Genomic DNA, 24599 nt, shown 5'->3' on the forward strand with positions numbered 1-24599 from the left:
CTTCGCTTTTCTCGTTCATGTCTCATCGTAAGGAGTGCTGTATGTCATTTTCTTCACCGTCGCGCTGGTTAGTCGGCGTTTCCGCCCTGCTGGCGCTGCCTGCGGCTATCGCTAATGAGCGCGTCCAGGTCGTTACCAGTTTTTCGATCCTGGCCGATATGGTAGAAAACGTCGGCGGCGAGCACGTTGATGTTACCTCTCTGGTGCCTGCCGATGGCGATGCCCACGTTTATTCGCCAAGCCCTGGCGATGCACGCTCTCTGGCTAACGCGGATGTAGTGGTGTTCAACGGCCTGCTGTTTGAAGGTTGGATGGAACGTTTGATTGGCGCTAGCGACTACGCCGGTGAACTCGTCACTGCGACTGATGGCATTAAACCGCTTTCCTACGCTGGGCACGATGAGCACGACCATGAGCACGCACACGACCATGGTGGCCATGACCACGACGATCACGATCACGGGCATGCTGAGCACGATGACCATGAGCACGGCGACCACGCTGATCCGCACGCCGGGCACGACCATGGCGATGAAGATCCTCACGCCTGGCAGGATATGCAGCAAGCGAAGGTGTATGTCGCCAATATCCGCGATGGGTTAATCGCCGCTGATGCCGATAATGCCGATGAGTACCGCGCCAATGCCGAGCGCTATCTGCAGGAAATGGCCGACGTAGACGCCGAAATTCGTGCCCTGATTGACGAAATACCGTCGTCCACCAGCGTGATTACCGGACACGACTCTTTTGGCTATTTCTCCAATGCCTATGGCGTAAACTTCCTTTCGCCAGTGGGGCTGTCGACTGAAGCCGACCCCAGTGGCGCCAGCATGGCCGCCCTGGTGGATGTGATTGGGGAAGAGAACGTGGAAGCGCTTTTCCATGAGAACATGACCAATCAGGCGATCATCACTCAACTGGCTGAAGAAACCGGCCTGCCGATTGCCGGTACGCTTTACGCCGATGCGCTGGCCTCCGAGGGCGAAGCCAGTACCTACCTGGGCATGATGCGCCATAATGCCCACGTACTGCATGATGCACTGGCGGTGCCAGGTCACGATGATCATGCCCATCACGACCACGACCACGACCACGACCACGACCACGACCACGACCACGACCACAGTGAGCATAGTCATTAAGCAACGCTAGTCACTCATCAGCGATAGCCACCACACTGATATCGCTCAATGCGCTGCTCCGCTATTAACGCGTCATTTATTAATAGCCGTGAGCAGCCATTCCCGAAAAGACGCCATGGCGTGGGTTTCGGGGCGTGTCTGCAGGCGGGTCAACCAGTACCCTCCCAAACTGACGGTGGTGTCGAAAGGCTGTACCAGCGCGCCGCTGTTCAGTTGCCTAGAAAACATGAGCGGTGGTGCCAGAGCCACACCAACGCCCAGCAGCGCTGCTTCCACCATAGCGATAGAAGAATCAAACACAATGCTTTTCGACATTGGAAAGCTGCGTGATAGCCCCGCCGCCAATAACCACTCTGTCCATTCATCGGCACGATAAGAGCGCAGCCAGGTTTCGTTTACGACATCGGCAGGTGTTTTAAGCCATGCCGCAATAGCAGGTGTGCACATTATCGAGAGCGATGCAGGTAGCAGTGGCTGTGCTGCGGTGCCATGCCAGGCACCTGTGCCAAACCGGATAGCAAAGTCGAGGCCGTCGGCGGCAATATCTGCACGGTTGTTATGCGTGGACAGGCGCACGTCTACAAACGGATGCTGTTGTTGAAAATCAGCCAACCTCGGCAGCAACCAACCAACCGCAAAAGTGCCGACGACACCAAGGTTTAACACTTCTCTGTCGTTACGCTCTCCCACCCGCTCTAACGTATGCGACATCTGGTCGAAAGAACTCGTCAGTACCGGCAACAGCCGCTCGCCCTCTTGGGTAAGCATTAGCCCCCGCGGCAAACGCGTGAACAGCGGCACCTTCAACTGAGTTTCAAGTAACTTAACCTGATGGCTAACGGCGGCTTGGGTGACATGAAGCTCCTCTGCCGCGCGGGTAAAGCTTAAATGCCTGGCCGATGCCTCAAACGCACGCAGCGCCTTCAGCGGCAAGTAAGGACGCACCACACCAACCCCCTAGTTTTTCTAATGGCTCATGCAAAATCTAGCTGTTTGTCAATCTTGTTAGCCCACCGTATGTTAACCGCGGTCACCTCTTTGCGGCTGGCGAAGCTTCCTAGCCGTTATCCTTAAAGGGTTTTATTATGCGCAAGATGTTAGCCGCACAAAGCGGCCTTATCGTAACCTATTCACTCATGATAGGCAGCTCTGCCTGGGCATCAGAAAGGCTTGATAGCCAACAGGTTGAGTCGCTGGTAGGCGACACTATCGCGCCACTCATGGCAGAACACCGTATTCCAGGCATGGCGGTTGCGCTGAGTATCGATGGCCAACAGCATTACTTTTATTATGGGGAAGCCGACCAAGAGGCGGGGGTTCCGGTAACCGAGGAGACCCTGTTCGAACTAGGCTCGATCAGTAAGATCTTCACCGCTGCGCTGACCGGCTATGCGCAATCCAGCGGTGCTCTTTCGCTTTCCGACCCAGCCAGCGAGTACCTGCTCTCCCTTGAAGGCAGTGCCTTTGATGAGATCACCCTACTGGAGCTGGGCACCTACACTGCTGGGGGACTTCCGCTGCAGTTTCCCGATGCAGTACAAAGCGAAGAGCAGATGATCGACTACTATCGCCAGTGGCAGCCTGAATCGCCTCCTGGTAGCCATCGGCTTTACTCCAACCCGAGCATAGGGTTGATGGGCTATTTAACCGCTCAGCGCCTGGGCCAGCCCTTTGAGACACTGATGAAAGAAGCGCTGTTTGCCCCGCTCGGGCTTGAACACAGCTATTACCAAGTACCGGAAGCGCAGCAGGCGAACTACGCCTACGGCTATTCGAAGGAAGATGAGCCCATTCGGGTGAATCCAGGCATGCTGGATGCCCAGGCTTATGGTTTGAAATCCACCGCCGCCGATGTACTCACGTTTGTAGAAGCCAATATGCGTAGCGCAGGGCTTGAGCAAAGTGACGTTAACAACACCCTAGACGAGCCACTCAGCCACGCCCTGGCAGCCACACGCACGGGGTATTTTAGTGTCGGCAAGATGAACCAAGGGCTGGGCTGGGAAAGCTACGCCTATCCAGTAACGCTGGAGCAGTTACTGGCGGGCAACTCCCTGGAGATGATTTTAGAGCCCAATCCCGCCAACCGCTTAAGCCCGCCGCTCGCCCCCAGGCAGGAGGCGCTTTATAACAAAACCGGCGCTACCAACGGTTTTGGTGGCTATGTCGCCTTTGTGCCCAGCGAGCAGATCGGCATTGTATTGCTGGCAAACCGCAACTACCCCAACCAGGCGCGCATCGAAGCGGCGTACCAATTACTCACTGCGCTAACCAAGACACCATCAATGAGATCGCCTCTATAATGACTAACCTCATGCCGCCTTCAGGCGGCATGTTGCGTCTATATCGCGACGATCAAACAACCGAAAGTTGCATTCTGCGCTTTCGATAAGGAGACTATCACCCCTCCCCGTTATTTTACCGTCACTGCGAAGAGCCCTTCCCATGCGTCTAAACGCCGATTTTAGCCACTTTGCCTGTGTTACCCCCGAGCAGTACCAATGGGTCGATTCCCCCAGCGCAGGGGTTGAGCGCATGATGTTTGACCGCATTGGTGACGAAGTTGCCCGTGCAACGAGCCTGGTTCGCTACGCGCCCCACACTCAATTTGAGCGGCACACGCACGGCGGCGGCGAAGAGATCCTGGTACTGGAAGGTGTGTTTGCCGATGAGCATGGCCGCTACGCCGCGGGTAGCTACTTACGAAACCCTATTGGCACTGGCCATACGCCGCAGATTGGCGAGGAAGGTGCACTGATTTTCGTCAAACTGCATCAATTTGATCTAAACGACACGCTCCAGCTCGCCGTGCCTGCCCACCGGCTCCCTTGGCAGCCGGATCGGCGTCCGCGCATTGCTTATAAAATGCTACATACCTATAAGCAGGAGCGCACCAGCCTGGAGCGCTGGGCAGCAGGTACCTCAATTACCTACCCCACGCTGCTGGGCGGGTTAGAGTTGCTGATTCTGGAAGGCTCGCTGAGCGACAGTGAACAGCACTACACGGCGGGCACCTGGTGCCGTTACCCTAGCGGTGCGGCGCCCGCTTTAACCGCGGGTGACGAGGGTGTCAGGATGTACCTCAAGCGAGGACACCTACCAGCCGCTTAGGCTCGCGCCAGGCCTAAAAAGGGTAGTAGTGTCAGCGCGGCAACAAGACCTACCGCTAGCAGCACCAACACCACCTGCAGCGGATGAGCGGCGAGGTGTTTCCATAACGTCATTTGATCGCCCCGTTCAACCGCTGCTGCGTGTTCTCGCTGGGCACGCTCCAGGCGCTCAGCTTGATAGGCGTTCAGCGCGGCAATGGCTGCGTCGTGCTGGTCTGGGTTGCGTAGCCAAATAGCATCGACCCCCAGGCGAAAAAAACCCGCCTGGGTTTCGTAGGTATCTAAACCCTCGGCAGCGAACAAATCGCGTACTTCCTCGGCTTCCTCATCAGTCACGTGTCGTAACCGGAACAGCAGTTCAGCCATTGGCATGCCTCATCAGTCGCTTTTCCCCGCCATCAGGTCTGCTTGAATCACTTCAATCCAATACCCGTCAGGGTCTTTAACGAAGATAACATCCTGCATCTTGCCTTGATCGGCACGCTTGACGAAAGTGACATCGTGGTCGTCAAACCATGCCTGCGCCGCTGCCAAATCCGGCACGCTAAAACAGATATGGCCAAAGCCCTGTGGCTCGGCGTTGCCGTCATGGTAGGCAAAGTCGTGCTGTTTTTCTGTGCCCCAGTTATGGGTCAGCTCCAGCAACCCTTTCTGACCAAAGGTCCAGGTGGTGCGTGCGTCAGTATCCTCTGGCGCACTGTCGCTCGGCTCCAGGTTGGCCAAGAAATAGAGCGAGAACTGCATCTCTTCAAAATCCAGCCGACGCATCACCTGCATACCAAATACCGAGGAATAAAAAGCCAGCGCCCGGGCGGGATCTTTCACCCTCAGCATCGTATGGTTTAAACGAAACCCTTTGGTCTGCGGCGGGGTGGCGACGACGCCAGGATGCTGTTCACCTTGAAATGCCATGTTGCCTCCTTATCGCTAAGATACCTATCGCCCTCATTAATAGCGGCCTTGCCTACCCGCTTAAATCGCTAGCACACACTTGGCGAGGGGCCGCTATTGGAGTTCACGACCTAATCAACCCATAATGAGGGCAGCATGGGGATAATTCTAGCGCCATTGAAAGGAAGGTTTAATGTCTAGAGATCGCAACGTACTGGGTGAACCACTCACGCCCTGCTGTTACGAACCCAAAACCGGTTACTACCGGGATGGATTCTGCCGAGTCGGTTTTGATGATGTCGGTATACACTCGGTATGTGCCGTGGTCACTGAAGAATTTTTGGCATTCTCCAAGGCCCAAGGTAACGACCTGGTGACGCCTCGCCCGGAGCATGGCTTTCCTGGTTTGAAACCTGGTGATCGCTGGTGCTTATGCGCAGGCCGCTGGCTGGAAGCGGCTCAGGTGGGGGTGGCGCCACCCGTGATTCTCTCCGGCACCCATCAAAAAACCTTAACCATCATTCCGCTGATAAAGCTTCAGCAGTACGCGCTGGATGCGCTTCATTAATAGGGCACTCGTCGGTACTGGCAAAATATTATGCAAAACCTCTACAAAAGCTAATCATCGTATGTACACTCTATGGGTGATACGTCATTCATGCTGTACCTAGTGATGCCTACTTTCGGCGTCTGACAGGAGAGTGTTATGAGCTCAATTGATACGACCCTTGGTGACCGCCTTACGTTGAAGCAGCTGTCTATCGCCCTGCAAAACGGTTTTTCACCCATTGTTGAAGTGGAATCGATGGACGGTATCTACAAAGTCCGCTTTCATCACGCCAACGGCGTTACTGATTTATGTAACGACAAAGGGCACGCCAGCACGTTTCTTGGTACCGGCGAGATACGCGATACGCTCGGCCAACTGGGATTGAGTCATGGTGTACTGACGTTTGCCGACCAGTGCGGCGACGAAATGATTGGAGTGGCGGGTAAAGCGATGACGCCAGACGAAATGCTCGCGTACGGCACGCGCATCTCTTTCCGCTAACGCCCCCGGCTTAACACGCAAGGCTTAAGGACAACACGACGGCGGCTATCCGTGTCAGGTGCCAACTCCTTGTTAAGCGCCACGTGCGACCACCGCCCCCTTTACAAGCCTTCGTCGGGCAGGGATAGTCACTGTTCGACAGGGGCGCCCGCTAACATAGCGGGCTGAGAGGCACCCTTTGAACCTGAACCGGATAACGCCGGCGTAGGGAGTCGTGGTGCACGCCCACCACCTCCCTGCCGGGAGGACGCTATGACCCTACTTCCCCTGGGTGATTACCTTGAGGCGCTACGTCACACAACGCCGCTGATTCACTGCATCACCAACTATGTCGCCATGAACAGCACCGCTAACCTGCTGCTAGCGACGGGCGCGTCGCCAGCAATGCTGCACGCCCAAGAGGAAGTCGCTGAGTTCACCGCGCTTTCATCAGGGCTCTCGGTTAACATCGGTACCGTTTCAGCCCCCTGGGCCGAGGCCATGTTAACGGCCACCGCTACCGCCAACCAACACGCGATACCCTGGGTGCTAGACCCGGTTGCCGTTGGCGCAACCACCTACCGCCAGCAGCTGTGTGGCCAATTGCTCGCCATGTCGCCTACGGTCATTCGGGGCAACCCATCGGAAATTCTTGCCCTTAACGGGTTAAAGAGCCAAGGCCGTGGCGTGGACTCAACGTCCACTACTGAGCAAGCCGCAGAGGCCGCGATCGCCCTGGCGAAGCAGCAAGGCTGTATAGTGGCGATGACCGGGGAACGCGACTGGGTCACCGATGGCCGACAGCACTATCAAATTGAGGGAGGCCACCCGTTAATGCCGCGAGTCACTACGCTCGGCTGCGCGCTAAGCGCCCTGGTAGCAGGCTTTGTGGCGGCCAACCGTGACCACCCCCTGGCGGCGACCACCGCAGCGCTTGCCTGCTTTGCGGTAGCGGGCGAGCAGGCGGGCAGTGTGGCGCAGGGCCCGGGTAGCTTTCAGGTCGCGTTGCTGGATGCACTTTATCAACTCACTGCTGACGACTTGTCGGCTAACGCCCGCGTGGTCGCCATCGATGCCATTTGATCTGTCGCTCTATTTAGTCACCGATGCGGCCCTCTGCGAAGACTATGGTCTGGAGCAAACGGTGGAAGCCGCGATAAGAGGCGGCGTCACCATGGTCCAGCTACGCGACAAGCATGCCGACGATGAACACATGGTGGCTCAGGCCAAACGGCTAAAAGCATTACTCGCAGGCAGCGGTGTGCCATTGATCATTAATGACCGTCTAGGCGTGGCGCTCGCAAGCCAGGCAGACGGGCTGCATATTGGCCAGAGCGACGCCGCGGCGCAGGAAGCTCGCGCCGCCATGGGCGAGAACGCCATTATCGGCTTATCAATCAATACATTGGCCCAGCTTCAAGCCGCGCCGATGACGCTACTCAATTACGTCGGCATAGGCCCGGTGTTCGCCACCGTCAGCAAGCGGGATCATGCCCAGCCCATTGGGTTTGGTGGCCTTGCTTCGTTGGTGAAAGAGTGCCCCTTGCCCAGTGTGGCGATTGGTGGGCTTAACGCGAGCCACTCAAGCGCGGTTAAGCGTGCCGGTGCCAGTGGACTCGCGGTCATTTCAGCTATCTGCGGGCAGCCCGACCCAGAAATCGCTGCCCGTGCCTTTGCACATTCTGAGCAGTAAGCGAGTAAGTCATGCTTCAGCTTGAGCCGATTATTGCCTTTGTCCGTGTGGCTGAATTGAAAAGCTATACCCGCGCGGCCGAGGCACTGTCGCTATCGCGCACGCGGGTTTCGCGACTGGTGATGGCGCTGGAAGCCTCGCTGGGCGTGTGCTTGATTCAGCGCACCACTCGGCGCCTGCACCTGACTGCCGAGGGCGAGCGCTACTTGGCACATGCTCAGAGTATTTTGCAGGCGCTTGATGAAGCCGCGGCGGATGTCGGTAGCGGTGCTACCGATATGCGCGGCCGCTTGCGAATCAACGGACCGATGAGCTTTGGGGTTCGCCATCTTTCGCCCCTGGTAGCGCGCTTTATGGTGGAACATCCCGGCCTTGAGGTGCGCCTCGACCTGAATGATCGTCGCGTGGATCTTCTCGAAGAGGGTTACGATATGGCCATTCGTATCGGTAACCTGCCGGATTCAAGCCTGATTGCGCGGCGTTTGACGCGCTGCCGAATGCTGTTTTGTGCGTCTCCTGACTACTTGGCTCGGCATGGCACGCCAACGACTATCAACGCGCTGAAAGAACACCGCTGCTTGCGTTATCGCAGTGGCCCTGTCAGCGGTGATTGGCATATAGGCGATACTACGCTGTTCGCTCAGGGACCACTGGAAAGCAACAATGGTGATGTATTGACCCATGCCGCCGAGGCGGGCCTGGGGATTGCCCATCAACCGAGCTTTCTGGTGATCGACAGCATTATACAAGGTAGCTTGGTGCCGGTTCTAAGTGATGTGGCGCCGACGATGCTGGATATTCATGCGATTTATCCCGCCCGTCGCTTTTTGCCCGCGAAAGTAGAGCGCTTTATTGAACTGCTGGCAAACGCCTGGGGCACACCACCGAGTTGGGAACGCGAAATGGGATTGTCGCCTATAACGCAACAGTGATGTTCATTAATCGTGGATTATCTCTACGGGAAAGCAACGTAGAGTGGCTTCATTGAGATCGCCCCTACCCCTTAATGGAGCAACCTAATGAACGTATCTAATGCGACCCCCACTGCCGCGTCTCCCTCTGTCAATACGCCCCCTGCCACTACTTCCTCAGCGGTTCAGCCGCATGCGATTGCGCTGCTGCGCGTATCGCTGGGCGTTATGGCCTTGGCTCACGGTCTGCTCAAAGTGTTCGTCTTTACCTTACCGGGTACGGTTGGTTATTTTGAATCCTTGGGGCTGCCTGGGTTTCTGGCCTATTTGACCATTCTCGGCGAGTTGGGAGGCGGCTTGGCGCTAATCCTGGGTATTTATACGCGCTGGATCAGCCTTGCCATGATACCGCTGCTGCTGGGCGCCACCTCAATCCACCTGAGTAACGGCTGGATGTTCTCCAACGAGGGCGGTGGCTGGGAATTCCCCTTATTCTGGAGTGTCGCGCTGCTAGTACAGGCAGGTCTGGGCGGTGGAAGCTTTATCCTTAACCGCCGTTTTCGCTAACGCAGCGCCGTTGCTAGCTGCCCCGGTCGCTTGCCGGGGCTTTTTATCAGGAGATGTTGCCATGTTACCCAGTCTGTTTATCTCTCACGGTTCTCCCATGCTAGCGCTCACCCCCACGCCGGCACACCGCTTTCTGCGCGAGCTTGGCCAAACGCTAAGCCCTAAGGCCGTCGTGGTCGTTTCCGCCCATTGGGAGAGCCTTGACCTCAAGGTGAGTACCACCGCCTGGCCGGAAACCATTCACGATTTCGGTGGCTTTCCACGCGAGTTATTCGAGTGCCAGTATCCCGCCCCGGGCGCACCTGAATTGGCCCAACGTTTAGCCACGCTGTTAGATGCCAAAGCGGTGGAGCGCGGCTTCGATCATGGCGTCTGGGTGCCGCTGTCGCTCATGTTTCCCAATGCTGATGTGCCGGTCGTCTCGGTGTCGCTGCCGATGCGCTGGTCTAATGAGGCGTTAACGCAGTTAGGCAGTCAATTGGCCGCGCTTCGTGAAGAGAATATTCTGGTGATTGGCTCGGGCAGCCTAACGCATAATCTTTATGAGACGATGCCTCCCGGCAGCCAGATGCCTTCATGGGTGGATGACTTCGCAGGCTGGGTCAGTGAGCAGCTTGGCCAGAACAACCGCGCTGCCATGCTGGCCTGGGAAGAAGCCCCCGAAGCACGCCGTAATCATCCGACGCCAGAACACTTTCAGCCGCTGCTCGTGGCGATGGGCGCCGGAGGCGATGCCCGTCAGCTACATCATAGTGTCGAGCATGGCGTACTGGCGATGGACGTTTACGCCTTTAGCTGATCGAGACACCCAGCGATTGCGCGGGGGTGGTCTGGGTAGGCGTGAGATCGCGCATTAACAGCGCAAACTCAAGCTGCTCAGGGGTAATGGTGAGACCGGGCACGGGGATACGCACGCGATGCCCCGAACCCGGCGCTGCGGATTGGGCTTCGCCCCGTTGGTTCTCGATATAACCGAGCAAAAAGCGGTGATTGCCCCCAGGCAACATCAGCTCCATGCCATCGCCTACCTCGAAACGATTTTTAACCTCTATTTCAAGCGTTTCGCGTACTGGGTCGTATCCCAGTACTTCACCCACGAACTGTTGATGCACGCCGATGGAGTGGCCCTGCTCGTAATTTTGAAACTCACCATGAACATGGCGTTGATAGAAGCCTTCGGTGTACCCCCTGTTGGCCAGGTTCTCAAGCTCGTCCATTAGCCCGCGATTAAAAGGGCGGCCCGCCACGGCGTCATCAATGGCCTGCCGGTAAACCTGCGCAGTACGCGCAACGTAATAATGCGATTTAGTGCGCCCTTCAATTTTTAGCGACGCCACGCCCATCTGCGTCAGCCGCGCCACGTGTTGTACCGCACGCAGATCCTTGGAGTTCATGATGTAAGTGCCGTGTTCGTCTTCATGCACGGGCATCAGTTTGCCAGGGCGGGAAATGTCTTCGATCAGCGCCGAGAGTTCGTCCTGCTCGGGGGCCGCCGCCGTATGGTTGCCCTGAACGGGTATCAAGTCGCCTTTATCATCGTGGCTGGCGGCCACCGTATTGTAATTCCAGCGACATGCATTGGTGCAGGTACCTTGGTTAGGATCTCGGTGATTGAAATACCCCGACAGCAAGCAGCGGCCAGAATATGCGATACACAGCGCACCGTGGACAAACGTTTCAATCTCCAGATCCGGACACTCGGCACGTATTTCGCCGATCTCATCCAGCGATAGCTCCCGGGATAAAATGATGCGACTAATGCCTTGGCGCTGCCAGAATTTGGCAGCGGCCCAATTCACCACGTTTGACTGTACCGACAGATGAATCACTTGCTCCGGCCAGCGCTCGCGAACCATCATTATCAACCCTGGATCCGACATGATGAGCGCATCGGGTCCTGCCGCCATCACCGGCTCCATATCACGCAGATATGTCTTAAGCTTACTGTTATGCGGCGCAATGTTGGAGGCAACGTAAAACTGCTTGCCTCGTGCATGGGCGTAGTCGATGCCACGATGGAGGTTATCAATTTTAAAATCGTTATTACGTACACGCAGGGAATAGCGTGGCTGGCCCGCGTACACCGCATCAGCCCCATAGGCAAACGCGTAACGCATATTCTTGAAGGTACCGGCAGGAGAAAGTAGTTCGGGGGCTTGCATTAACAGTCACCGTTATCAGGACGATGGTACGCAGCGTACTGCGACGAAAAGGCTGGATTATAACCAGCTCAAGTCCGCTTTCAGGACCAGCTGACCGATTCGATGACATAGATCAAATAGTAATCGTAAGGCGGCGTCTATTACGCCGTCGGGCGACGCTTCAGGCTGGTTCTTCGATCATGATAAGCCACCATCAGCCCACTCCCGATAATCAAAATGCTGCCTACCCACACCCAGAGATCCGGCATTTCGCCCCAAAACCACCACCCCAGCAGCACCGCCCACAGCATCGCGGTGTAATCAAACGGAGCGGCAATGGCGGCAGGGGCAAACCGAAAGGCCAGGGTAATAAAGGCGGTGGCCGCAACGCCCAGCACCCCAGAGGCGAGAAACCCCACCCAGTGCCATGGCTGCGGCGTTTGCCATACCCAGGGCAAACTCAGCGCGGTGATGACTAGCGGCACAAAGGTCATATAAAACAGCATCGCCCATAGATGCTCGCGCGCGCCATAGCGTCGGGCGGTAATCATCATCAGCGCATAGAACAGAGCGGCGCCCACCAATACCAGGGCGCCTACTTGAAAGGCGTCGCCATTAGGCCGAACGACAATCAGCACCCCGACAAACCCCACTAATGACGCAATGAGCACCGGTAGATCTATTCGCTCACCCAATAATGGCACCGACAGCAGAGTAACAAACAGCGGCGCCACAAAGGCGATCGCGGTGGCTTCTGCCAAGGGTAAAAGCGTTAGTCCCCAAACAAAACAGGCCATGGTGGCGGTATAAATTAATCCGCGCAGCAAATGAACACCGGGGCGTTTAGTGCGTAGTTTGCGTAAACCACCGGCAAAATGCGCGAGCAGAGCAATCAGCGGCAGCGAGACTAACGCACGAAAGAAAATAATCTGTAGCGGTGAGTGGGCCTCGCCTAACCATTTGGACACAGCATCGCCCAAGGCTAGAAATAGCACTCCCATACACATGCACAGTATGCCTTTCAGCGAGGTCGTCACCGCGTGCTCCTTGTCATTATAGTGTGTGGCCATGAACCAAACTTGGTAAGCCTTGGCGGCCAGAAACAAAAACCCCGCCAGTTAGCTAACCAATGGCGGGGCCTATGCACAGGGGCGGTACTGATATGGATATCACTAAAGCGTCTGACCAGATTAAAGACTGGCGTTAACCACCATGCAGTCCATGCCCTGCGAGTGTAGCTCGCGACACGCTTGCCTGGCGCGCTGTTCATCCAATGCCATTAAGCGGGCGCGGTAAACTGGGGTCTGGCCTTGCACGGTATCAACAGCCACTCGGCCACCTAAATTCCGGGCGATGCGCTGTGCCGCCTGCTGTGCCAACTGCCTTGCCTGGGTCTCCTGGCTGAAGGCACCAACTTGGACCCCCCATCCGTTGCCAGCGTTAGACGCAGAAGCGAGCTGGCGTTCGCGCTCAATAAAGGCCCGTAATGGATCATCCGACTGCTGCGTTTCGCTCGCAGGCGTGGGTCGTTGAACGCTGGCAATATCGGCCAATTGCTCTTCTAAATCGGCCACAGGTGCTGCCGGGGGGGCATTGGTTGACGGTGATAGTGTGGTGGTGTCAACCGCCGCTAACAACGGCTCGCGAGACTGATGCGAAGGTGGCGCCATTGGCTGCACGGGCGGGGCAAAGGTCATAAATTCTTGAGCGAAATTGGTATCGGCTATCCAATTACGTTGGTCGCGAAGTGCCGCGCGCTGGAAACCACGGTCCAACAAATTGGCCATATGGGTATCGCGAGACTGTGATGAAAAACCACCCATCACTACGGCAACTAAGCGCCGATTACCGTGCACCGCCGTCGTCGCAACATTAAAACCAGAGGCACGAATAAAGCCGGTTTTTAACCCATCGGCCCCGGGATAATCCCGCACAAGCCGGTTGTGACTGGTATGTCGGGTGCCTCGGAAAGTGAATTCTTGTAGCCCAAAGTAATGATAGTACTGCGGAAAATCCTGCATGACGCGTACCGAGAGCGTCAGCATATCGCGTGCGGTGGTGATTTGACCGTCGTCCGGCAAACCGGACGCATTACGAAACGTCGTGGTGTGCATACCCAGTTCACGTGCTTTCGTGGTCATCATTTGGGCAAAGTGAGCTTCGCTTCCGCCCAGGGCTTCAGCCACGACTGCCGCCACATCATTCGCCGAGCGAACCGCAAGTGCCCGAATAGCCGTGTCCACAGGAATAGAGCTACCGGCAGCAAGCCATAGCTTGACGGCGGGCTTGGCAGCTGCGTAAGGAGAAACAGGCAAGGGCTGATCGAGGCGGAGATGACCCGCTTCGAGCGCTTCAAAGGTTAAATAAAGCGTCATCATTTTGGTTAGCGATGCAGGGTAGCGCTGATGATCGGCATTCTCGGCATAAAGCACTTCGCCATTATCCAGATCAACCACGATGCCCGCGTAACGAGGGTTGTTGGCCTGAGCAGTGGTCACCATTGACAGCATTAGCAGTATGACCAAACTCACCGACCATAATGTCGTCATTCCCCTTTCGGTCTGCTTTACCCTCGCGTACATGCCTGCCCCTTGCTTGTTTAACGCACTATGAAAAACCCAATGAACGATTCAATCCACTACCTTGCCACAGTTAAGGCGCAACGCAAGGCCTCTCGCTGCATGGCAATGCTTTATCTCATTATAGGAGGAGTATATACGCGGTGGATATTAGTAAAAGAGCGATAAACGGGACAAGATCGAATCATTCAATGCCATAAAAGTAACACCCATGAAAAAACCGACCACAAGGGTCGGTTTTCATTCGCTGACTAAAAGTTAACCGCAAGGCTTACTCTTCGGCAGCGGCTTCTTCAACAACCGGACGATCGACTAGCTCAACGAGCGCCATAGGGGCATTATCGCCAGTACGGAAACCGCACTTGAGAATACGGACGTAACCGCCCGGACGCTCGGCGTAACGCGGACCTAATTCGTTGAACAGTTTGCCGACGGCTTCTTTAGAGCGCGTACGGGCAAACGCCAAACGACGGTTTGCAACGCTATCCTGCTTGGACAAGGTGATCAGCGGCTCGATAACGCGACGCAGTTCCTTGGCCTTAGGCAGGGTTGTCTTGATGACTTCATGTTCGACCAGCGAGACAGACATGTTCTTGAACATGGCCTGACGATGCGAGCTGGTGCGATTCAGATGACGACCACTCTTACGATGACGCATGGTTGTAATTCCTTACCAAACTGGGACTCAAGTCGACGCTCACGCGGAGGCCTTGTCGTCCTTCAGGCTTGCTGGTGGCCAATTTTCCAACCGCATGCCGAGGGACAAGCCACGCGCTGCCAAAACGTCCTTGATTTCATTCAAGGATTTTTTACCGAGGTTAGGCGTCTTCAACAGCTCCACTTCAGTGCGCTGGATAAGATCACCAATATAATAAATATTCTCGGCTTTTAGGCAATTCGCGCTGCGAACGGTCAACTCAAGATCGTCTACGGGGCGCAATAGAATCGGATCAACGTGATCCTCTTCCTCTTCGACTTCCTGTTCTTTGTCAGCTTCCAGGTCGACGAAGGCGGCCAGCTGCTCTTGCAGGATGGTCGCACTGCGACGGATAGCCTCTTCCGGATCCAGGGTACCGTCGGTTTCCAAATCGATAATCAACTTATCGAGGTCGGTACGCTGCTCTACACGAGCGGCTTCAACCGAGTAGGAAACACGGCGGACAGGGCTGAAGGTGGCATCCAGCTGCAGGCGGCCAATAGCACGAGACTCTTCATCAGAGCCGCGTGAGTCAGCCGGTTCGTAGCCACGACCCAGCGCTACCTTAAGCTGAATTTTCAGCTCGGCACCTTCATTGACATGAGCAATGACGTGGTCCGGGTTGACGATTTCGACGCTATGATCAAGCGCAATGTCGCCAGCGGTGACGACGGCTGGGCCCTGCTTGTTCAGCGTGAGCATCGCCTCATCGCGGCTGTGCATCTTGATCGCAACATCTTTCAAGTTCAGGAGGATCTCTATGACATCTTCCTGCACCCCTTCAAGCGCACTATATTCATGCTCGACGCCGGCGATTTCAGCCTCTACCACGGCACAGCCGGGCATGGATGAAAGTAGAATGCGACGCAGTGCATTCCCCAGGGTGTGACCAAAGCCGCGCTCGAACGGTTCGAGAACGATTTTGGCGTGATGTGCGCTGATTTCTTCGACCTTGATGTCGCGAGGACGGAGAAACTCTGTCACTGAACGCTGCATATGAACACCTTTCAGGCTGCCAAACGGATACTTGGTACTCGGTACGATCTGGCGCGGGCGTTATACCCGCACCAAATTGACAAGAAACAGAAAACTGCTTACTTGGAGTACAGCTCGACGATCAGGTTTTCGTTGATGTCGGCAGTCAGGTCACCGCGTTCAGGCAGAGCCTTGAAAGTGCCTTCCATCTTCTTGGCGTCGATTTCGATCCAAGCGATATCGCCACGGTTGGCCGCAATGGACAACGCGCTTTGGATACGTGCTTGGTTCTTCGCCTTTTCGCGAATGGAAACAACGTCACCCGGCTTCACTTGATAAGAAGCTACGTTAACGGTGCGGCCGTTCACGGAAATCGCCTTATGGCTTACCAGCTGACGCGCTTCAGAGCGAGTCGAGCCGAAGCCCATGCGGTAGACGACGTTATCCAGTCGGGATTCAAGCAACTGCAACAATACTTCACCAGTCGCGCCTTTCAGGCGAGCGGCTTCTTTGTAGTAGTTACGGAACTGTTTTTCGAGCACGCCATACATACGACGTACTTTTTGCTTCTCGCGAAGCTGCAAGCCGTAGTCTGAAAGACGTTGACGACGCTGGCCGTGTACACCCGGGATTTGCTCGGATTTACACTTTTTCTCGAAGGGAGTTACACCACTCTTCAAAAAGAGGTCGGTACCTTCCCGACGAGACAGTTTGCACTTCGGTCCAATATAACGAGCCATGAATCTGTCTCCTTAAACGCGGCGTTTCTTCGGCGGACGGCAGCCATTATGGGGAATGGGCGTCGCGTCTACGATGCTTTGCACGCGGAAGCCGGCGGCATTCAATGCGCGCACGGCGGACTCACGACCGGGACCTGGGCCTTTAACCAGTACGTCTACGTTTTTCACACCATACTCGGCTGCAGCAGTTGCTGCACGTTCGCTTGCCACTTGAGCAGCGAACGGGGTGCTCTTGCGAGAACCACGAAAACCCGAACCACCGGCTGTTGCCCAAGAAAGAGCATTGCCCTGGCGGTCTGTGATCGTCACGATCGTGTTGTTAAAAGAGGCATGGATATGCGCAATTGCGTCCACTACCTGCTTTTTAACCTTTTTACGGTTACTACGCGGGTTAGCCATGTTGATGTCTATTCCTGTCGTTACACCGGCTCTCTATTAAAGAGCCTGCGTATTATTTGCGGATCGGCTTACGCGGGCCCTTACGGGTGCGCGCGTTAGTCTTAGTCCGCTGACCACGCAGCGGAAGACTACGACGATGACGCAGACCACGGTAGCAACCTAAGTCCATGAGACGCTTAATGTTAAGCGTAACATCACGACGAAGGTCGCCTTCTACGGTGTACTTGCCAACTTCAGAACGCAGGGTGTCGACTTCATCAGCCGACAGATCCTGGATCTTGGCAGTAGGCGCGATACCGGCTGCTGCACAAATGTGCTCAGCACGGGTACGGCCAATCCCGAAGATATAGGTCAGCGAGATCGCCGCATGCTTGTTGTCCGGGATATTGACGCCTGCAATACGGGCCATCAGCTTACTCCGAAATTTGAGCGGCTTGCTCGTTTATTCATCTACAAAAGGCGCAACAGCATACCCCTTTAGTTGCCTTATGGCAAGGGGTATGCTGGCACCCGCTTAATACAACCCAGGGGATTAACCCTGGCGTTGTTTGTGCCGTGGTTCGCTGCAGATGACGCGGACAGCGCCATTGCGACGAATGATCTTGCAGTTACGGCACATTTTCTTTACGGAAGCTCGAACTTTCATCGATCTTTCTCCAAAAACCGGCTCGCGGCGCGCCCCTTCTATTTCCATAGGGGAGACGGCGCCTCAGCGCATGATACCGCCGCTACCGTAGCCTTTCAGGTTGGACTTCTTCATCACTGAGTCATACTGATGCGACATGAGATGCGACTGCACCTGGGCCATGAAGTCCATGATGACCACGACTACGATTAACAACGAGGTACCGCCGAAAAAGAACGGCACGTTCCACGCCACAATCAAGAACTGGGGCATCAAGGAAACCGCAGTGATATACAAGGCACCGAACAGGGTCAAACGTGTCATGACCTTGTCGATATAGCGAGCGGTCTGCTCGCCGGGGCGAATGCCCGGCAGGAAAGCGCCTGACTTTTTAAGATTGTCAGCCACATCCTTGGGGTTGAAGACCAGCGCTGTGTAAAAGAAGCAGAAGAATACCACTGCCGCCGCGAAAAGCAAGATGTAAAGCGGTTGACCTGGGCCTAATGCCTGAGATGCACGCTGCAACCACTCCATACCTTCACCGGCACCCACCCACTGGCCAATAGAGGCCGGAAAGAGCAGAATACTGGAGGCAAAAATCGCCGGAATAACACCGGCCATATTAACCTTCAAAGGCAGATAGCTACTTTGCCCTGCATACATCTTATTGCCCACCTGGCGTCGCGGATAGTTCACTTTCAGGCGGCGTTGGCCGCGCTCAATGAACACCACGAATGCCACGGTGGCAATACCTAACACAGACAGCGCTAACAGCGGCAGAACATTCCATGCACCTTCATTACGGGCAAGCTCGAAGGCTTGGCCCACGGCACTGGGCAATCCAGCAACAATACCGGCGAAAATCAGCAGCGAAATACCGTTGCCAATTCCCTTTTCGGTAATCTGCTCACCTAGCCACATCATAAACACCGCGCCTGATACAAACGTAATCACGGCGGTGAAATAGAAGCTTAAGTCAGCACTGTACGCGATGCCTTGGCTAGCCAGACCGACAGACATGCCGGTAGCCTGGACAAGCGCCAGTATCACCGTACCGTAGCGGGTGTACTGGCTAATCTTGCGGCGGCCAGCCTCACCCTCTTTCTTGAGCTGTTCAAGATGAGGGGAGACCGCAGTCATGAGCTGCATGATAATCGACGCCGAAATGTAGGGCATGATGCCCAGGGCGAGAACGCTCATGCGCTCCAGGGCGCCACCCGAGAACATGTTAAACATGCCCAGGATGGTGCCCTGTTGCTCCCTAAACAAGGCAGCAAGCTGGTCAGGATTGATACCGGGAACGGGAATGTGGGCACCAATACGGTACACCACGATGGCGAGGAGCACGAAGCGCAAACGCGCCCACAGTTCACTCAGACCGCTGCCCATCGCCGGCATTTTTCCTGACTTGGCCATTTAGTCCTCTACCTTGCCGCCAGCGGCTTCGATCGCTTCACGGGCACCTTTGGTGACCTTGATTCCGCGAACGGTAACCGCTGTTTTCAGTTCGCCAGAAAGGATGATCTTCGCGTGTTGCGTAGCATCCTTCAGCACGTTGGCTTGCTTCAACGTTTCCATAGTGACGTCGCCACCGGCAACTTTAGCAAGTTCAGCCAGGCGTACTTCTTCAGAGACCAGCGACTTTGCAGACGTAAAGCCGAATTTCGGCAAACGACGCTGCAAAGGCATCTGACCGCCTTCGAAACCGGGCTTAACACTGCCGCCACTACGAGATTTCTGACCTTTGTGACCACGGCCACCGGTCTTACCAAGACCGGAACCGATGCCACGACCCACACGCTTTTCAGCGTGCTTGGAGCCCGGAGCCGGGCTTAAGGTATTAAGTTTCATGGATTACTCTCCCTCAACGCGCACAAGGTAAGTTACCTTGTGGATCATGCCGCGTACGGCAGGGGTGTCTTCCAGTTCAACCGTGTGACCGATGCGGCGTAAACCCAAGCCTTTCATAGTAGCTTTGTGCTTGGGCAAAATGCCGATGGTGCTGCGGATCTGGGTAACCTTGATCGTTGCTGCCATGGTGCCTTACCCCGTGATCGCTTCGACAGACAGACCGCGCTTAGCGGCCACGTCTTCCGGTGCTTGCATGGAGGAGAGACCTTTAACAGTCGCTCGCACCACGTTAACCGGGTTAGTGGAACCGTAGCACTTGGCCAGTACGTCATGGACACCGGCTAGCTCTAATACAGAGCGCATGGCGCCACCGGCGATGATACCGGTACCTTCGGAAGCCGGCTGCATGTACACCTTGGAAGCACCGTGACGGGCTTTTACCGGGTATTGCAGCGTGTGGCCAGCGAGGTTCACCTTGACCATGTTGCGACGAGCTTGATCCATCGCTTTCTGGATCGCGACCGGCACTTCACGCGCCTTGCCACGACCAAAACCGACACGACCTTTACCATCACCAACGACGGTCAATGCGGTGAAGCCGAAAATACGACCACCCTTGACCACCTTGGCGACGCGGTTGACCTGCACTAACTTCTCTTGCAGATCGCCGCTTTGCTGTTCGTTCTTCGCCATCGTAAAACCCTTTAGAATTCCAGGCCGCCTTCACGTGCGGCGTCGGCCAGCGCCTTGACGCGGCCGTGATACTTAAAGCCAGCACGGTCGAAGGCCACCTGGGTGATGCCTGCTTCTTTAGCGCGTTCGGCAATCAGAGCACCGACCTTAGAGGCCGCATCTGAGTTACCAGTCGCACCCTCGCGCAGTGCTTTGTCCAGCGTAGATGCACTGGCTAGCACTTTGCCACCATCCGGCGAGATAATCTGCGCGTAGATGTGACGAGGGGTACGATTGACGCACAGGCGATACACGCCCAGCTCGCGGATCTTGGCGCGAGCGCGGCGGGCACGACGGAGACGAGATTCTTTCTTCGCGTTCATAACCCTGCCTTACTTCTTCTTGGCTTCTTTGCGACGCACCTGCTCGTCGGCGTACCGTACACCCTTGCCTTTATACGGCTCAGGCGGACGGAAAGCGCGGATTTCCGCGGCGCACTGACCGAGCTGCTGCTTGTCCGCGCTTTTCAGCACGATCACGGTGTTTTTCGGCGTTTCCGCTGAGACACCTTCAGGCAGTTCGTAGTCGACCGGGTGCGAGAAGCCCAGTGAAAGATTGAGCGTCTGGCCCTTAGCTTGGGCACGATAACCGACGCCAACAATTTCGAGAGTTCGTGTGAAGCCCTCGGATACGCCCGTTACCAGGTTCTGAACTAAGGCGCGGGTTGTACCGGCCATGGCCCAGCTCTTGGCAGACTCACTCGGGGCGAAGGTCAGCTGTCCATCTTCTTGATTTACCACTACATCAGAGTGGATCGTCATAGATAGTGTGCCCTGGCCGCCTTTGGCGGTTAGCTGGTCAGCATTGATTTTGATGTCAACGCTGGCAGGCACTTTAACCGGATATTTCGCTATGCGGGACATTCCAGCCTCCTAGAATACGGTGCAGATGACTTCGCCACCCACACCCGCTTGGCGCGCGGCACGGTCGGTCATGACACCATTGGATGTGGTGACAATCGCGATACCCAGACCATCGGCAACCTTAGGCAGGTTGTCCTTGCCCTTGTACTGGCGCAGGGACGGCTTGGAAACCCGCTGAATGTGCTCAATAACCGGCTTACCCTCAAAGTACTTGAGAGTTACGGTCAGCTCAGGCTTGACGCCTTCTGCCACCGTAAAGTCGGTGATGTAGCCTTCTTCCTTTAGCACTCGGGCCACTTGCACTTTCAGCTTGGAGGACGGCATGACTGCCGTCTCCTTGGTGGCCATCTGCGCATTGCGGATACGGGTAAACATATCCGCCAGAGTGTCTTGCATGCTCATTTAATGTGCGCTCCTGATGATTCTACGTGGCGTTACCAACTGGACTTTTTCAGTCCAGGAACGTCGCCACGCATGGCGGCTTCACGCAGCTTGTTACGGCCGAGGCCGAACTTGTTGTAAAAACCGTGCGGACGACCGGTGATACGGCAGCGATTACGCTGACGCACCGGGCTTGAGTCGCGCGGCAGTTGCTGCAGCTTCAGCGTCGCCTCGAAGCGGTCTTCCTCAGTCGTATTTACGTCTGAGATGATCTTCTTGAGTTCAGCGCGACGGGTCGCATACTTCGCAACCAGTTCAGTACGCTTAAGCTCACGCTCTATCATACTTTTCTTAGCCATGATCCCACCCCTATTTCTTGAACGGGAAGTTCAGTGCCGCTAATAGCGCACGACCTTCCTCGTCGGTGTTGGCGGTAGTGGTGATAGTGACGTCCAACCCACGGATGCGATCGATTTTATCATACTCGATCTCCGGGAAGATGATCTGCTCACGCACACCCATAGAGTAGTTGCCGCGACCGTCGAAGGACTTCGGGTTGAGACCACGGAAGTCACGCACGCGGGGAATCGCGATGTAAACCAGGCGGTCCAAGAAGTCCCACATACGCTCAGCGCGCAGTGTTACCTTGATGCCGATTGGCCAACCTTCGCGCACCTTGAAGCCCGCGATGGACTTACGTGCCTTGGTCACCAACGGCTTTTGACCAGAGAGCTTCTCTAGATCGCCGATGGCATTGTCAATCAACTTTTTATCGTTGACTGCTTCACCGATACCCATGTTCAGAGTCACTTTCGTGATCCGGGGTACCTGCATAACGTTGGCATAGCTGAACTCTTCTTTGAGTTTAGCTGCTACCTCGTTTTGATAACGTTCTTTCAAGTTCGCCATTTTGCTACCCGACTCGCGTTAGGCGTCGATCTGCGTCTGCGTCGACTTGTAGATACGTACCTTGGTACCGTCTTCCTTCACTTGGAAGCCGACGCGATCCGCCTTACCGGTCTCCGAATTGAAGATGGCTACGTTGGACGCGTGAATCGGAGCCTCACGCTCGACGATACCGCCCTGATTACCCGCCATGGGATTTGGCTTGGTGTGACGTTTAATCATGTTCACACCGGACACCAAAAAGCGGTTTTCTAATACCCGCTTAACGGTGCCACGTTTGCCTTTATCCTTCCCGGCGATGACGATGACTTCATCGTCACGTTTGATCTTTTGCATATCCGCCTCGCTCCTTACAGCACTTCAGGCGCTAAGGAAATGATCTTCATGAACTTTTCATTACGAAGTTCACGAGTCACCGGCCCAAAAATACGGGTACCGATGGGCTGTTCGTTGGTGTTATTCAACAAAACTGCCGCATTTCCATCGAAACGGATGAGCGAACCGTCGGGACGACGGACGCCACTACGGGTCCGGACCACGACCGCTTTTAGCACCTGGCCTTTTTTGACCTTGCCACGCGGAATCGCTTCCTTAACCGTGACCTTGATGATATCACCAACACGAGCGTAACGACGATGTGAACCGCCTAACACCTTGATGCACTGCACCCGGCGCGCTCCGCTGTTGTCGGCGACATCCAGCATTGTCTGAGTCTGAATCATCGGTTTTCTCCAAACCTAATCTGACTGCACTGATTGACAAGCCTCAGGGATTAACCCTTGGCGTGTTCAACCACCTCGACCAGCGTCCAGGCTTTCTTCTTGGAAAGCGGACGGCACTCCTGAATGGAAACCGTATCGCCTGCCTTAGCCTGATTCGCCTCATCATGGGCGTGCAGCTTGGTGGAGCGCTTAACGTATTTTCCGTAGATCGGGTGACGTTCACGTCGCTCGATCATGACGACGATGGACTTGTCCATCTTATCGCTTACCACTTTACCGGTAAGCGTACGCGTTGTTTTCTCTTCGGCCATCTCAATCACCTGCCTTCTCGTTGAGCAAAGTCTTAACGCGGGCGATATCCCGACGGACCTGCTTGAGCAGATGAGTCTGGCTCAGTTGGCCAGTGGCCTTCTGCATGCGCAGGTTAAACTGCTCGCGGAGGAGTTCGAGGAGTTGCTCCTGGAGCTCTCCTGCGGACTTTTCACGAATTTCCTGGGCTTTCATCACATCACCGTCCGTTTCGCAAAGGTGGTGGATAAGGGCATTTTCTGTGCGGCAAGCTCAAACGCTTCACGTGCAAGCTCTTCCGACACGCCTTCAATTTCATACAGGACCCGACCCGGTTGGATCTGGGCAACCCAGTACTCAACAGAACCTTTACCTTTACCCATACGAACTTCGAGTGGCTTCTTGGAGATCGGCTTATCAGGGAAGACGCGGATCCAGATTTTACCGCCACGTTTTACGTGACGTGTGATCGCACGACGGCCTGCTTCGATCTGACGCGCTGTGATGCGGCCGCGACCAGTAGCTTTAAGGCCGTATTCCCCGAAGCTGATCTTGCTTCCGCGATGCGCCAGGCCACGGTTGCGGCCTTTCATCATCTTGCGGAATTTCATACGCTTGGGCTGTAACATCGACTCGCTCTCCCCTTACCTGGAACCTTTCTTCTTGGGCGCGTTGCCGGTAGGCTGCTGCTGCTTAGCCTTGGCACGTACTTCCTCGATACCGCCGAGGATTTCACCCTTGAAGATCCACACTTTGACGCCGATAACGCCGTAGGTGGTGTGAGCTTCGTAAGTGGCGTAGTCGATATCCGCACGCAACGTGTGCAACGGAACGCGACCTTCGCGGTACCATTCGGTACGTGCGATTTCAGCGCCACCCAGACGACCTGACAGCTGAATCTTGATGCCACCAGCGCCAAGACGCATTGCGTTCTGTACCGCGCGCTTCATCGCACGACGGAACATGACGCGACGCTCAAGCTGACCCGCTACGTTAGCAGCGACTAGCTTGGCATCCAGCTCCGGCTTGCGAACTTCTTCGATGTTCACATGCACGGGAACACCCATCATCTGGGTAAGATCGCGACGCAAACGGTCGACATCTTCACCTTTCTTACCAATCACGATACCCGGACGGGCAGTATGAATGGTGATGCGGGCATTGTTCGCCGGACGCTCGATGTGGATGCGGCTAACAGAGGCGCTTTTAAGACGCTCTTCCAGGAAGCTACGCACTTCGAGATCGTTATTGAGCTTATCGGCGTAAGCGCCGCGCTCAGCATACCAGACAGAAGCATGGTCTTTGACGATGCCCAGTCGAATGCCTGTTGGATTGACTTTCTGACCCATCGGTCGT

The 24599-nt window shown here is 55.6% G+C and carries 37 protein-coding genes and 1 riboswitch; of the genes, 10 read left to right on the forward strand and 27 right to left on the reverse strand.

All coding sequences use genetic code 11. The features are described 5' to 3' along the window. Positions 1-41 precede the first annotated feature (41 nt). Positions 42-1142: a metal ABC transporter solute-binding protein, Zn/Mn family gene (locus tag ACFFLD_RS19290; protein ID WP_386043158.1), complete on the forward strand. Its 1101-nt coding sequence runs from the start codon at positions 42-44 to the stop codon at positions 1140-1142. A gap of 72 nt (positions 1143-1214) precedes the next feature. Here ACFFLD_RS19290 and ACFFLD_RS19295 read toward each other — a convergent pair whose 3' ends face one another. Beyond that, a complete protein-coding gene (locus tag ACFFLD_RS19295; protein WP_386043160.1) occupies positions 1215-2090 on the reverse strand; it encodes a LysR family transcriptional regulator in 876 nt (291 codons plus the stop codon). 137 nt (positions 2091-2227) lie between these two features. Between ACFFLD_RS19295 and ampC the strand changes: the two genes are divergently transcribed. Next, on the forward strand, positions 2228-3445 hold the full coding sequence (gene ampC, locus ACFFLD_RS19300) for a class C beta-lactamase (RefSeq protein ID WP_386043162.1): 1218 nt from the start codon (positions 2228-2230) through the stop codon (positions 3443-3445). A 142-nt stretch (positions 3446-3587) separates the two neighbouring features. Further along, positions 3588-4253: a cupin domain-containing protein gene (locus ACFFLD_RS19305; protein WP_386043164.1), complete on the forward strand. Its 666-nt coding sequence runs from the start codon at positions 3588-3590 to the stop codon at positions 4251-4253. Here ACFFLD_RS19305 and ACFFLD_RS19310 read toward each other — a convergent pair. Both ACFFLD_RS19310 and gloA read right to left on the reverse strand, forming a co-directional pair. Continuing rightward, positions 4250-4618 carry a DUF6164 family protein gene (locus ACFFLD_RS19310; protein WP_386043166.1) on the reverse strand — a complete coding sequence of 123 codons (369 nt, stop codon included), beginning with the start codon at positions 4616-4618 and terminating at the stop codon, positions 4250-4252. The two genes, ACFFLD_RS19305 and ACFFLD_RS19310, sit on opposite strands and share 4 nt — an antisense overlap. Before the next feature lie 12 nt (positions 4619-4630). Next, positions 4631-5164: a lactoylglutathione lyase gene (gene gloA / locus ACFFLD_RS19315; RefSeq protein WP_386043167.1), complete on the reverse strand. Its 534-nt coding sequence runs from the start codon at positions 5162-5164 to the stop codon at positions 4631-4633. A gap of 172 nt (positions 5165-5336) precedes the next feature. Between gloA and ACFFLD_RS19320 the strand changes: the two genes are divergently transcribed. The 7 genes from ACFFLD_RS19320 (at position 5337) to ACFFLD_RS19350 (ending at position 10143) form a co-directional block, all read left to right on the forward strand. Further along, positions 5337-5711 (forward strand): DUF2237 family protein, encoded by a 375-nt coding sequence (locus ACFFLD_RS19320; RefSeq protein WP_386043169.1) that lies wholly within the window; start codon positions 5337-5339, stop codon positions 5709-5711. 138 nt (positions 5712-5849) lie between these two features. Continuing rightward, positions 5850-6194 carry a hypothetical protein gene (locus ACFFLD_RS19325; RefSeq protein WP_386043171.1) on the forward strand — a complete coding sequence of 115 codons (345 nt, stop codon included), beginning with the start codon at positions 5850-5852 and terminating at the stop codon, positions 6192-6194. 130 nt (positions 6195-6324) lie between these two features. After that, positions 6325-6422: riboswitch (TPP riboswitch) on the forward strand. Positions 6423-6446: 24 nt separating this feature from the next. Then, positions 6447-7256: a hydroxyethylthiazole kinase gene (gene thiM / locus ACFFLD_RS19330; protein WP_386043173.1), complete on the forward strand. Its 810-nt coding sequence runs from the start codon at positions 6447-6449 to the stop codon at positions 7254-7256. Then, the gene (gene thiE, locus ACFFLD_RS19335; RefSeq protein WP_386043175.1) at positions 7246-7866 is read left to right on the forward strand and encodes a thiamine phosphate synthase; all 621 of its coding nucleotides are present in this window, start codon (positions 7246-7248) and stop codon (positions 7864-7866) included. The genes thiM and thiE overlap by 11 nt, the downstream gene beginning before the upstream one ends. 11 nt (positions 7867-7877) lie before the next feature. Then, a complete protein-coding gene (locus ACFFLD_RS19340; protein WP_386043177.1) occupies positions 7878-8798 on the forward strand; it encodes a LysR family transcriptional regulator in 921 nt (306 codons plus the stop codon). Positions 8799-8885: 87 nt separating this feature from the next. Next, positions 8886-9344 carry a DoxX family protein gene (locus tag ACFFLD_RS19345; protein WP_386043179.1) on the forward strand — a complete coding sequence of 153 codons (459 nt, stop codon included), beginning with the start codon at positions 8886-8888 and terminating at the stop codon, positions 9342-9344. A gap of 61 nt (positions 9345-9405) precedes the next feature. Continuing rightward, entirely contained in the window at positions 9406-10143 is a 738-nt protein-coding gene (locus ACFFLD_RS19350; protein ID WP_386043181.1) for a DODA-type extradiol aromatic ring-opening family dioxygenase, read from the forward strand. Here ACFFLD_RS19350 and trhP read toward each other — a convergent pair. The 24 genes from trhP to rpsC all read right to left on the reverse strand — a co-directional run bounded on the left by trhP (position 10136) and on the right by rpsC (position 24592). Continuing rightward, on the reverse strand, positions 10136-11506 hold the full coding sequence (gene trhP, locus ACFFLD_RS19355) for a prephenate-dependent tRNA uridine(34) hydroxylase TrhP (RefSeq protein ID WP_386043183.1): 1371 nt from the start codon (positions 11504-11506) through the stop codon (positions 10136-10138). The two genes, ACFFLD_RS19350 and trhP, sit on opposite strands and share 8 nt — an antisense overlap. A gap of 140 nt (positions 11507-11646) precedes the next feature. Beyond that, entirely contained in the window at positions 11647-12522 is an 876-nt protein-coding gene (locus ACFFLD_RS19360) for a DMT family transporter (RefSeq protein ID WP_386043185.1), read from the reverse strand. A 153-nt stretch (positions 12523-12675) separates the two neighbouring features. Further along, positions 12676-14034 (reverse strand): D-alanyl-D-alanine carboxypeptidase family protein, encoded by a 1359-nt coding sequence (locus ACFFLD_RS19365; RefSeq protein ID WP_386043187.1) that lies wholly within the window; start codon positions 14032-14034, stop codon positions 12676-12678. A gap of 301 nt (positions 14035-14335) precedes the next feature. Then, entirely contained in the window at positions 14336-14722 is a 387-nt protein-coding gene (gene rplQ / locus ACFFLD_RS19370) for a 50S ribosomal protein L17 (protein WP_386043189.1), read from the reverse strand. Between the two features lie 39 nt (positions 14723-14761). After that, complete coding sequence (locus ACFFLD_RS19375; protein WP_386043191.1) at positions 14762-15757, reverse strand: DNA-directed RNA polymerase subunit alpha; 996 nt, start codon at positions 15755-15757, stop codon at positions 14762-14764. A 98-nt stretch (positions 15758-15855) separates the two neighbouring features. After that, positions 15856-16476, reverse strand: coding sequence for a 30S ribosomal protein S4 (rpsD, locus tag ACFFLD_RS19380; protein ID WP_290699868.1), 621 nt, complete (start codon positions 16474-16476; stop codon positions 15856-15858). Positions 16477-16488: 12 nt separating this feature from the next. Further along, positions 16489-16875 (reverse strand): 30S ribosomal protein S11, encoded by a 387-nt coding sequence (rpsK, locus tag ACFFLD_RS19385; protein WP_007111985.1) that lies wholly within the window; start codon positions 16873-16875, stop codon positions 16489-16491. 52 nt (positions 16876-16927) lie between these two features. Further along, on the reverse strand, positions 16928-17284 hold the full coding sequence (gene rpsM / locus ACFFLD_RS19390; protein WP_386043194.1) for a 30S ribosomal protein S13: 357 nt from the start codon (positions 17282-17284) through the stop codon (positions 16928-16930). Positions 17285-17407: 123 nt separating this feature from the next. Further along, entirely contained in the window at positions 17408-17521 is a 114-nt protein-coding gene (rpmJ, locus tag ACFFLD_RS19395) for a 50S ribosomal protein L36 (RefSeq protein ID WP_008959154.1), read from the reverse strand. 63 nt (positions 17522-17584) lie between these two features. Continuing rightward, the gene (gene secY / locus ACFFLD_RS19400) at positions 17585-18916 is read right to left on the reverse strand and encodes a preprotein translocase subunit SecY (protein WP_386043197.1); all 1332 of its coding nucleotides are present in this window, start codon (positions 18914-18916) and stop codon (positions 17585-17587) included. After that, complete coding sequence (gene rplO, locus ACFFLD_RS19405) at positions 18917-19351, reverse strand: 50S ribosomal protein L15 (protein ID WP_386043199.1); 435 nt, start codon at positions 19349-19351, stop codon at positions 18917-18919. It abuts the gene before it with no gap. Between the two features lie 3 nt (positions 19352-19354). Next, on the reverse strand, positions 19355-19537 hold the full coding sequence (rpmD, locus tag ACFFLD_RS19410; protein ID WP_308322038.1) for a 50S ribosomal protein L30: 183 nt from the start codon (positions 19535-19537) through the stop codon (positions 19355-19357). Positions 19538-19543: 6 nt separating this feature from the next. Then, on the reverse strand, positions 19544-20044 hold the full coding sequence (gene rpsE, locus ACFFLD_RS19415; RefSeq protein ID WP_007111990.1) for a 30S ribosomal protein S5: 501 nt from the start codon (positions 20042-20044) through the stop codon (positions 19544-19546). An 11-nt stretch (positions 20045-20055) separates the two neighbouring features. Beyond that, positions 20056-20406, reverse strand: coding sequence for a 50S ribosomal protein L18 (gene rplR, locus ACFFLD_RS19420; RefSeq protein ID WP_008959159.1), 351 nt, complete (start codon positions 20404-20406; stop codon positions 20056-20058). A 9-nt stretch (positions 20407-20415) separates the two neighbouring features. Further along, positions 20416-20946, reverse strand: coding sequence for a 50S ribosomal protein L6 (gene rplF / locus ACFFLD_RS19425; RefSeq protein WP_386043203.1), 531 nt, complete (start codon positions 20944-20946; stop codon positions 20416-20418). 9 nt (positions 20947-20955) lie between these two features. Beyond that, the gene (gene rpsH, locus ACFFLD_RS19430; RefSeq protein ID WP_386043205.1) at positions 20956-21348 is read right to left on the reverse strand and encodes a 30S ribosomal protein S8; all 393 of its coding nucleotides are present in this window, start codon (positions 21346-21348) and stop codon (positions 20956-20958) included. A 32-nt stretch (positions 21349-21380) separates the two neighbouring features. After that, the gene (gene rpsN / locus ACFFLD_RS19435; RefSeq protein WP_386043207.1) at positions 21381-21686 is read right to left on the reverse strand and encodes a 30S ribosomal protein S14; all 306 of its coding nucleotides are present in this window, start codon (positions 21684-21686) and stop codon (positions 21381-21383) included. Positions 21687-21696: 10 nt separating this feature from the next. Next, positions 21697-22236 carry a 50S ribosomal protein L5 gene (gene rplE / locus ACFFLD_RS19440; protein WP_386043209.1) on the reverse strand — a complete coding sequence of 180 codons (540 nt, stop codon included), beginning with the start codon at positions 22234-22236 and terminating at the stop codon, positions 21697-21699. An 18-nt stretch (positions 22237-22254) separates the two neighbouring features. Next, a complete protein-coding gene (gene rplX, locus ACFFLD_RS19445; protein ID WP_007111996.1) occupies positions 22255-22569 on the reverse strand; it encodes a 50S ribosomal protein L24 in 315 nt (104 codons plus the stop codon). Between the two features lie 14 nt (positions 22570-22583). Then, positions 22584-22955 carry a 50S ribosomal protein L14 gene (gene rplN / locus ACFFLD_RS19450; RefSeq protein ID WP_008959163.1) on the reverse strand — a complete coding sequence of 124 codons (372 nt, stop codon included), beginning with the start codon at positions 22953-22955 and terminating at the stop codon, positions 22584-22586. Positions 22956-23005: 50 nt separating this feature from the next. Then, the gene (gene rpsQ / locus ACFFLD_RS19455) at positions 23006-23266 is read right to left on the reverse strand and encodes a 30S ribosomal protein S17 (RefSeq protein WP_096276515.1); all 261 of its coding nucleotides are present in this window, start codon (positions 23264-23266) and stop codon (positions 23006-23008) included. Position 23267: 1 nt separating this feature from the next. Continuing rightward, positions 23268-23459 (reverse strand): 50S ribosomal protein L29, encoded by a 192-nt coding sequence (gene rpmC / locus ACFFLD_RS19460; RefSeq protein ID WP_007111999.1) that lies wholly within the window; start codon positions 23457-23459, stop codon positions 23268-23270. After that, positions 23459-23872, reverse strand: coding sequence for a 50S ribosomal protein L16 (rplP, locus tag ACFFLD_RS19465; RefSeq protein WP_007112000.1), 414 nt, complete (start codon positions 23870-23872; stop codon positions 23459-23461). Before rplP ends, rpmC begins: the two co-directional genes overlap by 1 nt. 15 nt (positions 23873-23887) lie before the next feature. Continuing rightward, positions 23888-24592 (reverse strand): 30S ribosomal protein S3, encoded by a 705-nt coding sequence (rpsC, locus tag ACFFLD_RS19470; RefSeq protein WP_230805198.1) that lies wholly within the window; start codon positions 24590-24592, stop codon positions 23888-23890. Positions 24593-24599 lie beyond the last annotated feature (7 nt).

Origin of the sequence: Vreelandella sulfidaeris (genome assembly GCF_042429665.1) — a bacterium.
Taxonomy (GTDB): domain Bacteria; phylum Pseudomonadota; class Gammaproteobacteria; order Pseudomonadales; family Halomonadaceae; genus Vreelandella.

Bases quoted from the DNA above. Each gene is read 5' to 3' on its own strand.
- ACFFLD_RS19290 (WP_386043158.1), top strand. From the start codon at position 42: ATGTCATTTTCTTCACCGTCGCGCTGGTTAGTCGGCGTTTCCGCCCTG.
- ampC (WP_386043162.1), top strand. From the start codon at position 2,228: ATGCGCAAGATGTTAGCCGCACAAAGCGGCCTTATCGTAACCTATTCA.
- ACFFLD_RS19305 (WP_386043164.1), top strand. From the start codon at position 3,588: ATGCGTCTAAACGCCGATTTTAGCCACTTTGCCTGTGTTACCCCCGAG.
- ACFFLD_RS19310 (WP_386043166.1), bottom strand. From the start codon at position 4,618: ATGGCTGAACTGCTGTTCCGGTTACGACACGTGACTGATGAGGAAGCC.
- gloA (WP_386043167.1), bottom strand. From the start codon at position 5,164: ATGGCATTTCAAGGTGAACAGCATCCTGGCGTCGTCGCCACCCCGCCG.
- ACFFLD_RS19320 (WP_386043169.1), top strand. From the start codon at position 5,337: ATGTCTAGAGATCGCAACGTACTGGGTGAACCACTCACGCCCTGCTGT.
- ACFFLD_RS19325 (WP_386043171.1), top strand. From the start codon at position 5,850: ATGAGCTCAATTGATACGACCCTTGGTGACCGCCTTACGTTGAAGCAG.
- thiM (WP_386043173.1), top strand. From the start codon at position 6,447: ATGACCCTACTTCCCCTGGGTGATTACCTTGAGGCGCTACGTCACACA.
- thiE (WP_386043175.1), top strand. From the start codon at position 7,246: ATGCCATTTGATCTGTCGCTCTATTTAGTCACCGATGCGGCCCTCTGC.
- ACFFLD_RS19340 (WP_386043177.1), top strand. From the start codon at position 7,878: ATGCTTCAGCTTGAGCCGATTATTGCCTTTGTCCGTGTGGCTGAATTG.
- ACFFLD_RS19345 (WP_386043179.1), top strand. From the start codon at position 8,886: ATGAACGTATCTAATGCGACCCCCACTGCCGCGTCTCCCTCTGTCAAT.
- ACFFLD_RS19350 (WP_386043181.1), top strand. From the start codon at position 9,406: ATGTTACCCAGTCTGTTTATCTCTCACGGTTCTCCCATGCTAGCGCTC.
- trhP (WP_386043183.1), bottom strand. From the start codon at position 11,506: ATGCAAGCCCCCGAACTACTTTCTCCTGCCGGTACCTTCAAGAATATG.
- ACFFLD_RS19365 (WP_386043187.1), bottom strand. From the start codon at position 14,034: ATGACGACATTATGGTCGGTGAGTTTGGTCATACTGCTAATGCTGTCA.
- rplQ (WP_386043189.1), bottom strand. From the start codon at position 14,722: ATGCGTCATCGTAAGAGTGGTCGTCATCTGAATCGCACCAGCTCGCAT.
- ACFFLD_RS19375 (WP_386043191.1), bottom strand. From the start codon at position 15,757: ATGCAGCGTTCAGTGACAGAGTTTCTCCGTCCTCGCGACATCAAGGTC.
- rpsD (WP_290699868.1), bottom strand. From the start codon at position 16,476: ATGGCTCGTTATATTGGACCGAAGTGCAAACTGTCTCGTCGGGAAGGT.
- rpsK (WP_007111985.1), bottom strand. From the start codon at position 16,875: ATGGCTAACCCGCGTAGTAACCGTAAAAAGGTTAAAAAGCAGGTAGTG.
- rpsM (WP_386043194.1), bottom strand. From the start codon at position 17,284: ATGGCCCGTATTGCAGGCGTCAATATCCCGGACAACAAGCATGCGGCG.
- rpmJ (WP_008959154.1), bottom strand. From the start codon at position 17,521: ATGAAAGTTCGAGCTTCCGTAAAGAAAATGTGCCGTAACTGCAAGATC.
- secY (WP_386043197.1), bottom strand. From the start codon at position 18,916: ATGGCCAAGTCAGGAAAAATGCCGGCGATGGGCAGCGGTCTGAGTGAA.
- rplO (WP_386043199.1), bottom strand. From the start codon at position 19,351: ATGAAACTTAATACCTTAAGCCCGGCTCCGGGCTCCAAGCACGCTGAA.
- rpmD (WP_308322038.1), bottom strand. From the start codon at position 19,537: ATGGCAGCAACGATCAAGGTTACCCAGATCCGCAGCACCATCGGCATT.
- rpsE (WP_007111990.1), bottom strand. From the start codon at position 20,044: ATGGCGAAGAACGAACAGCAAAGCGGCGATCTGCAAGAGAAGTTAGTG.
- rplR (WP_008959159.1), bottom strand. From the start codon at position 20,406: ATGAACGCGAAGAAAGAATCTCGTCTCCGTCGTGCCCGCCGCGCTCGC.
- rplF (WP_386043203.1), bottom strand. From the start codon at position 20,946: ATGTCCCGCATAGCGAAATATCCGGTTAAAGTGCCTGCCAGCGTTGAC.
- rpsH (WP_386043205.1), bottom strand. From the start codon at position 21,348: ATGAGCATGCAAGACACTCTGGCGGATATGTTTACCCGTATCCGCAAT.
- rpsN (WP_386043207.1), bottom strand. From the start codon at position 21,686: ATGGCTAAGAAAAGTATGATAGAGCGTGAGCTTAAGCGTACTGAACTG.
- rplE (WP_386043209.1), bottom strand. From the start codon at position 22,236: ATGGCGAACTTGAAAGAACGTTATCAAAACGAGGTAGCAGCTAAACTC.
- rplX (WP_007111996.1), bottom strand. From the start codon at position 22,569: ATGCAAAAGATCAAACGTGACGATGAAGTCATCGTCATCGCCGGGAAG.
- rplN (WP_008959163.1), bottom strand. From the start codon at position 22,955: ATGATTCAGACTCAGACAATGCTGGATGTCGCCGACAACAGCGGAGCG.
- rpsQ (WP_096276515.1), bottom strand. From the start codon at position 23,266: ATGGCCGAAGAGAAAACAACGCGTACGCTTACCGGTAAAGTGGTAAGC.
- rpmC (WP_007111999.1), bottom strand. From the start codon at position 23,459: ATGAAAGCCCAGGAAATTCGTGAAAAGTCCGCAGGAGAGCTCCAGGAG.
- rplP (WP_007112000.1), bottom strand. From the start codon at position 23,872: ATGTTACAGCCCAAGCGTATGAAATTCCGCAAGATGATGAAAGGCCGC.
- rpsC (WP_230805198.1), bottom strand. From the start codon at position 24,592: ATGGGTCAGAAAGTCAATCCAACAGGCATTCGACTGGGCATCGTCAAA.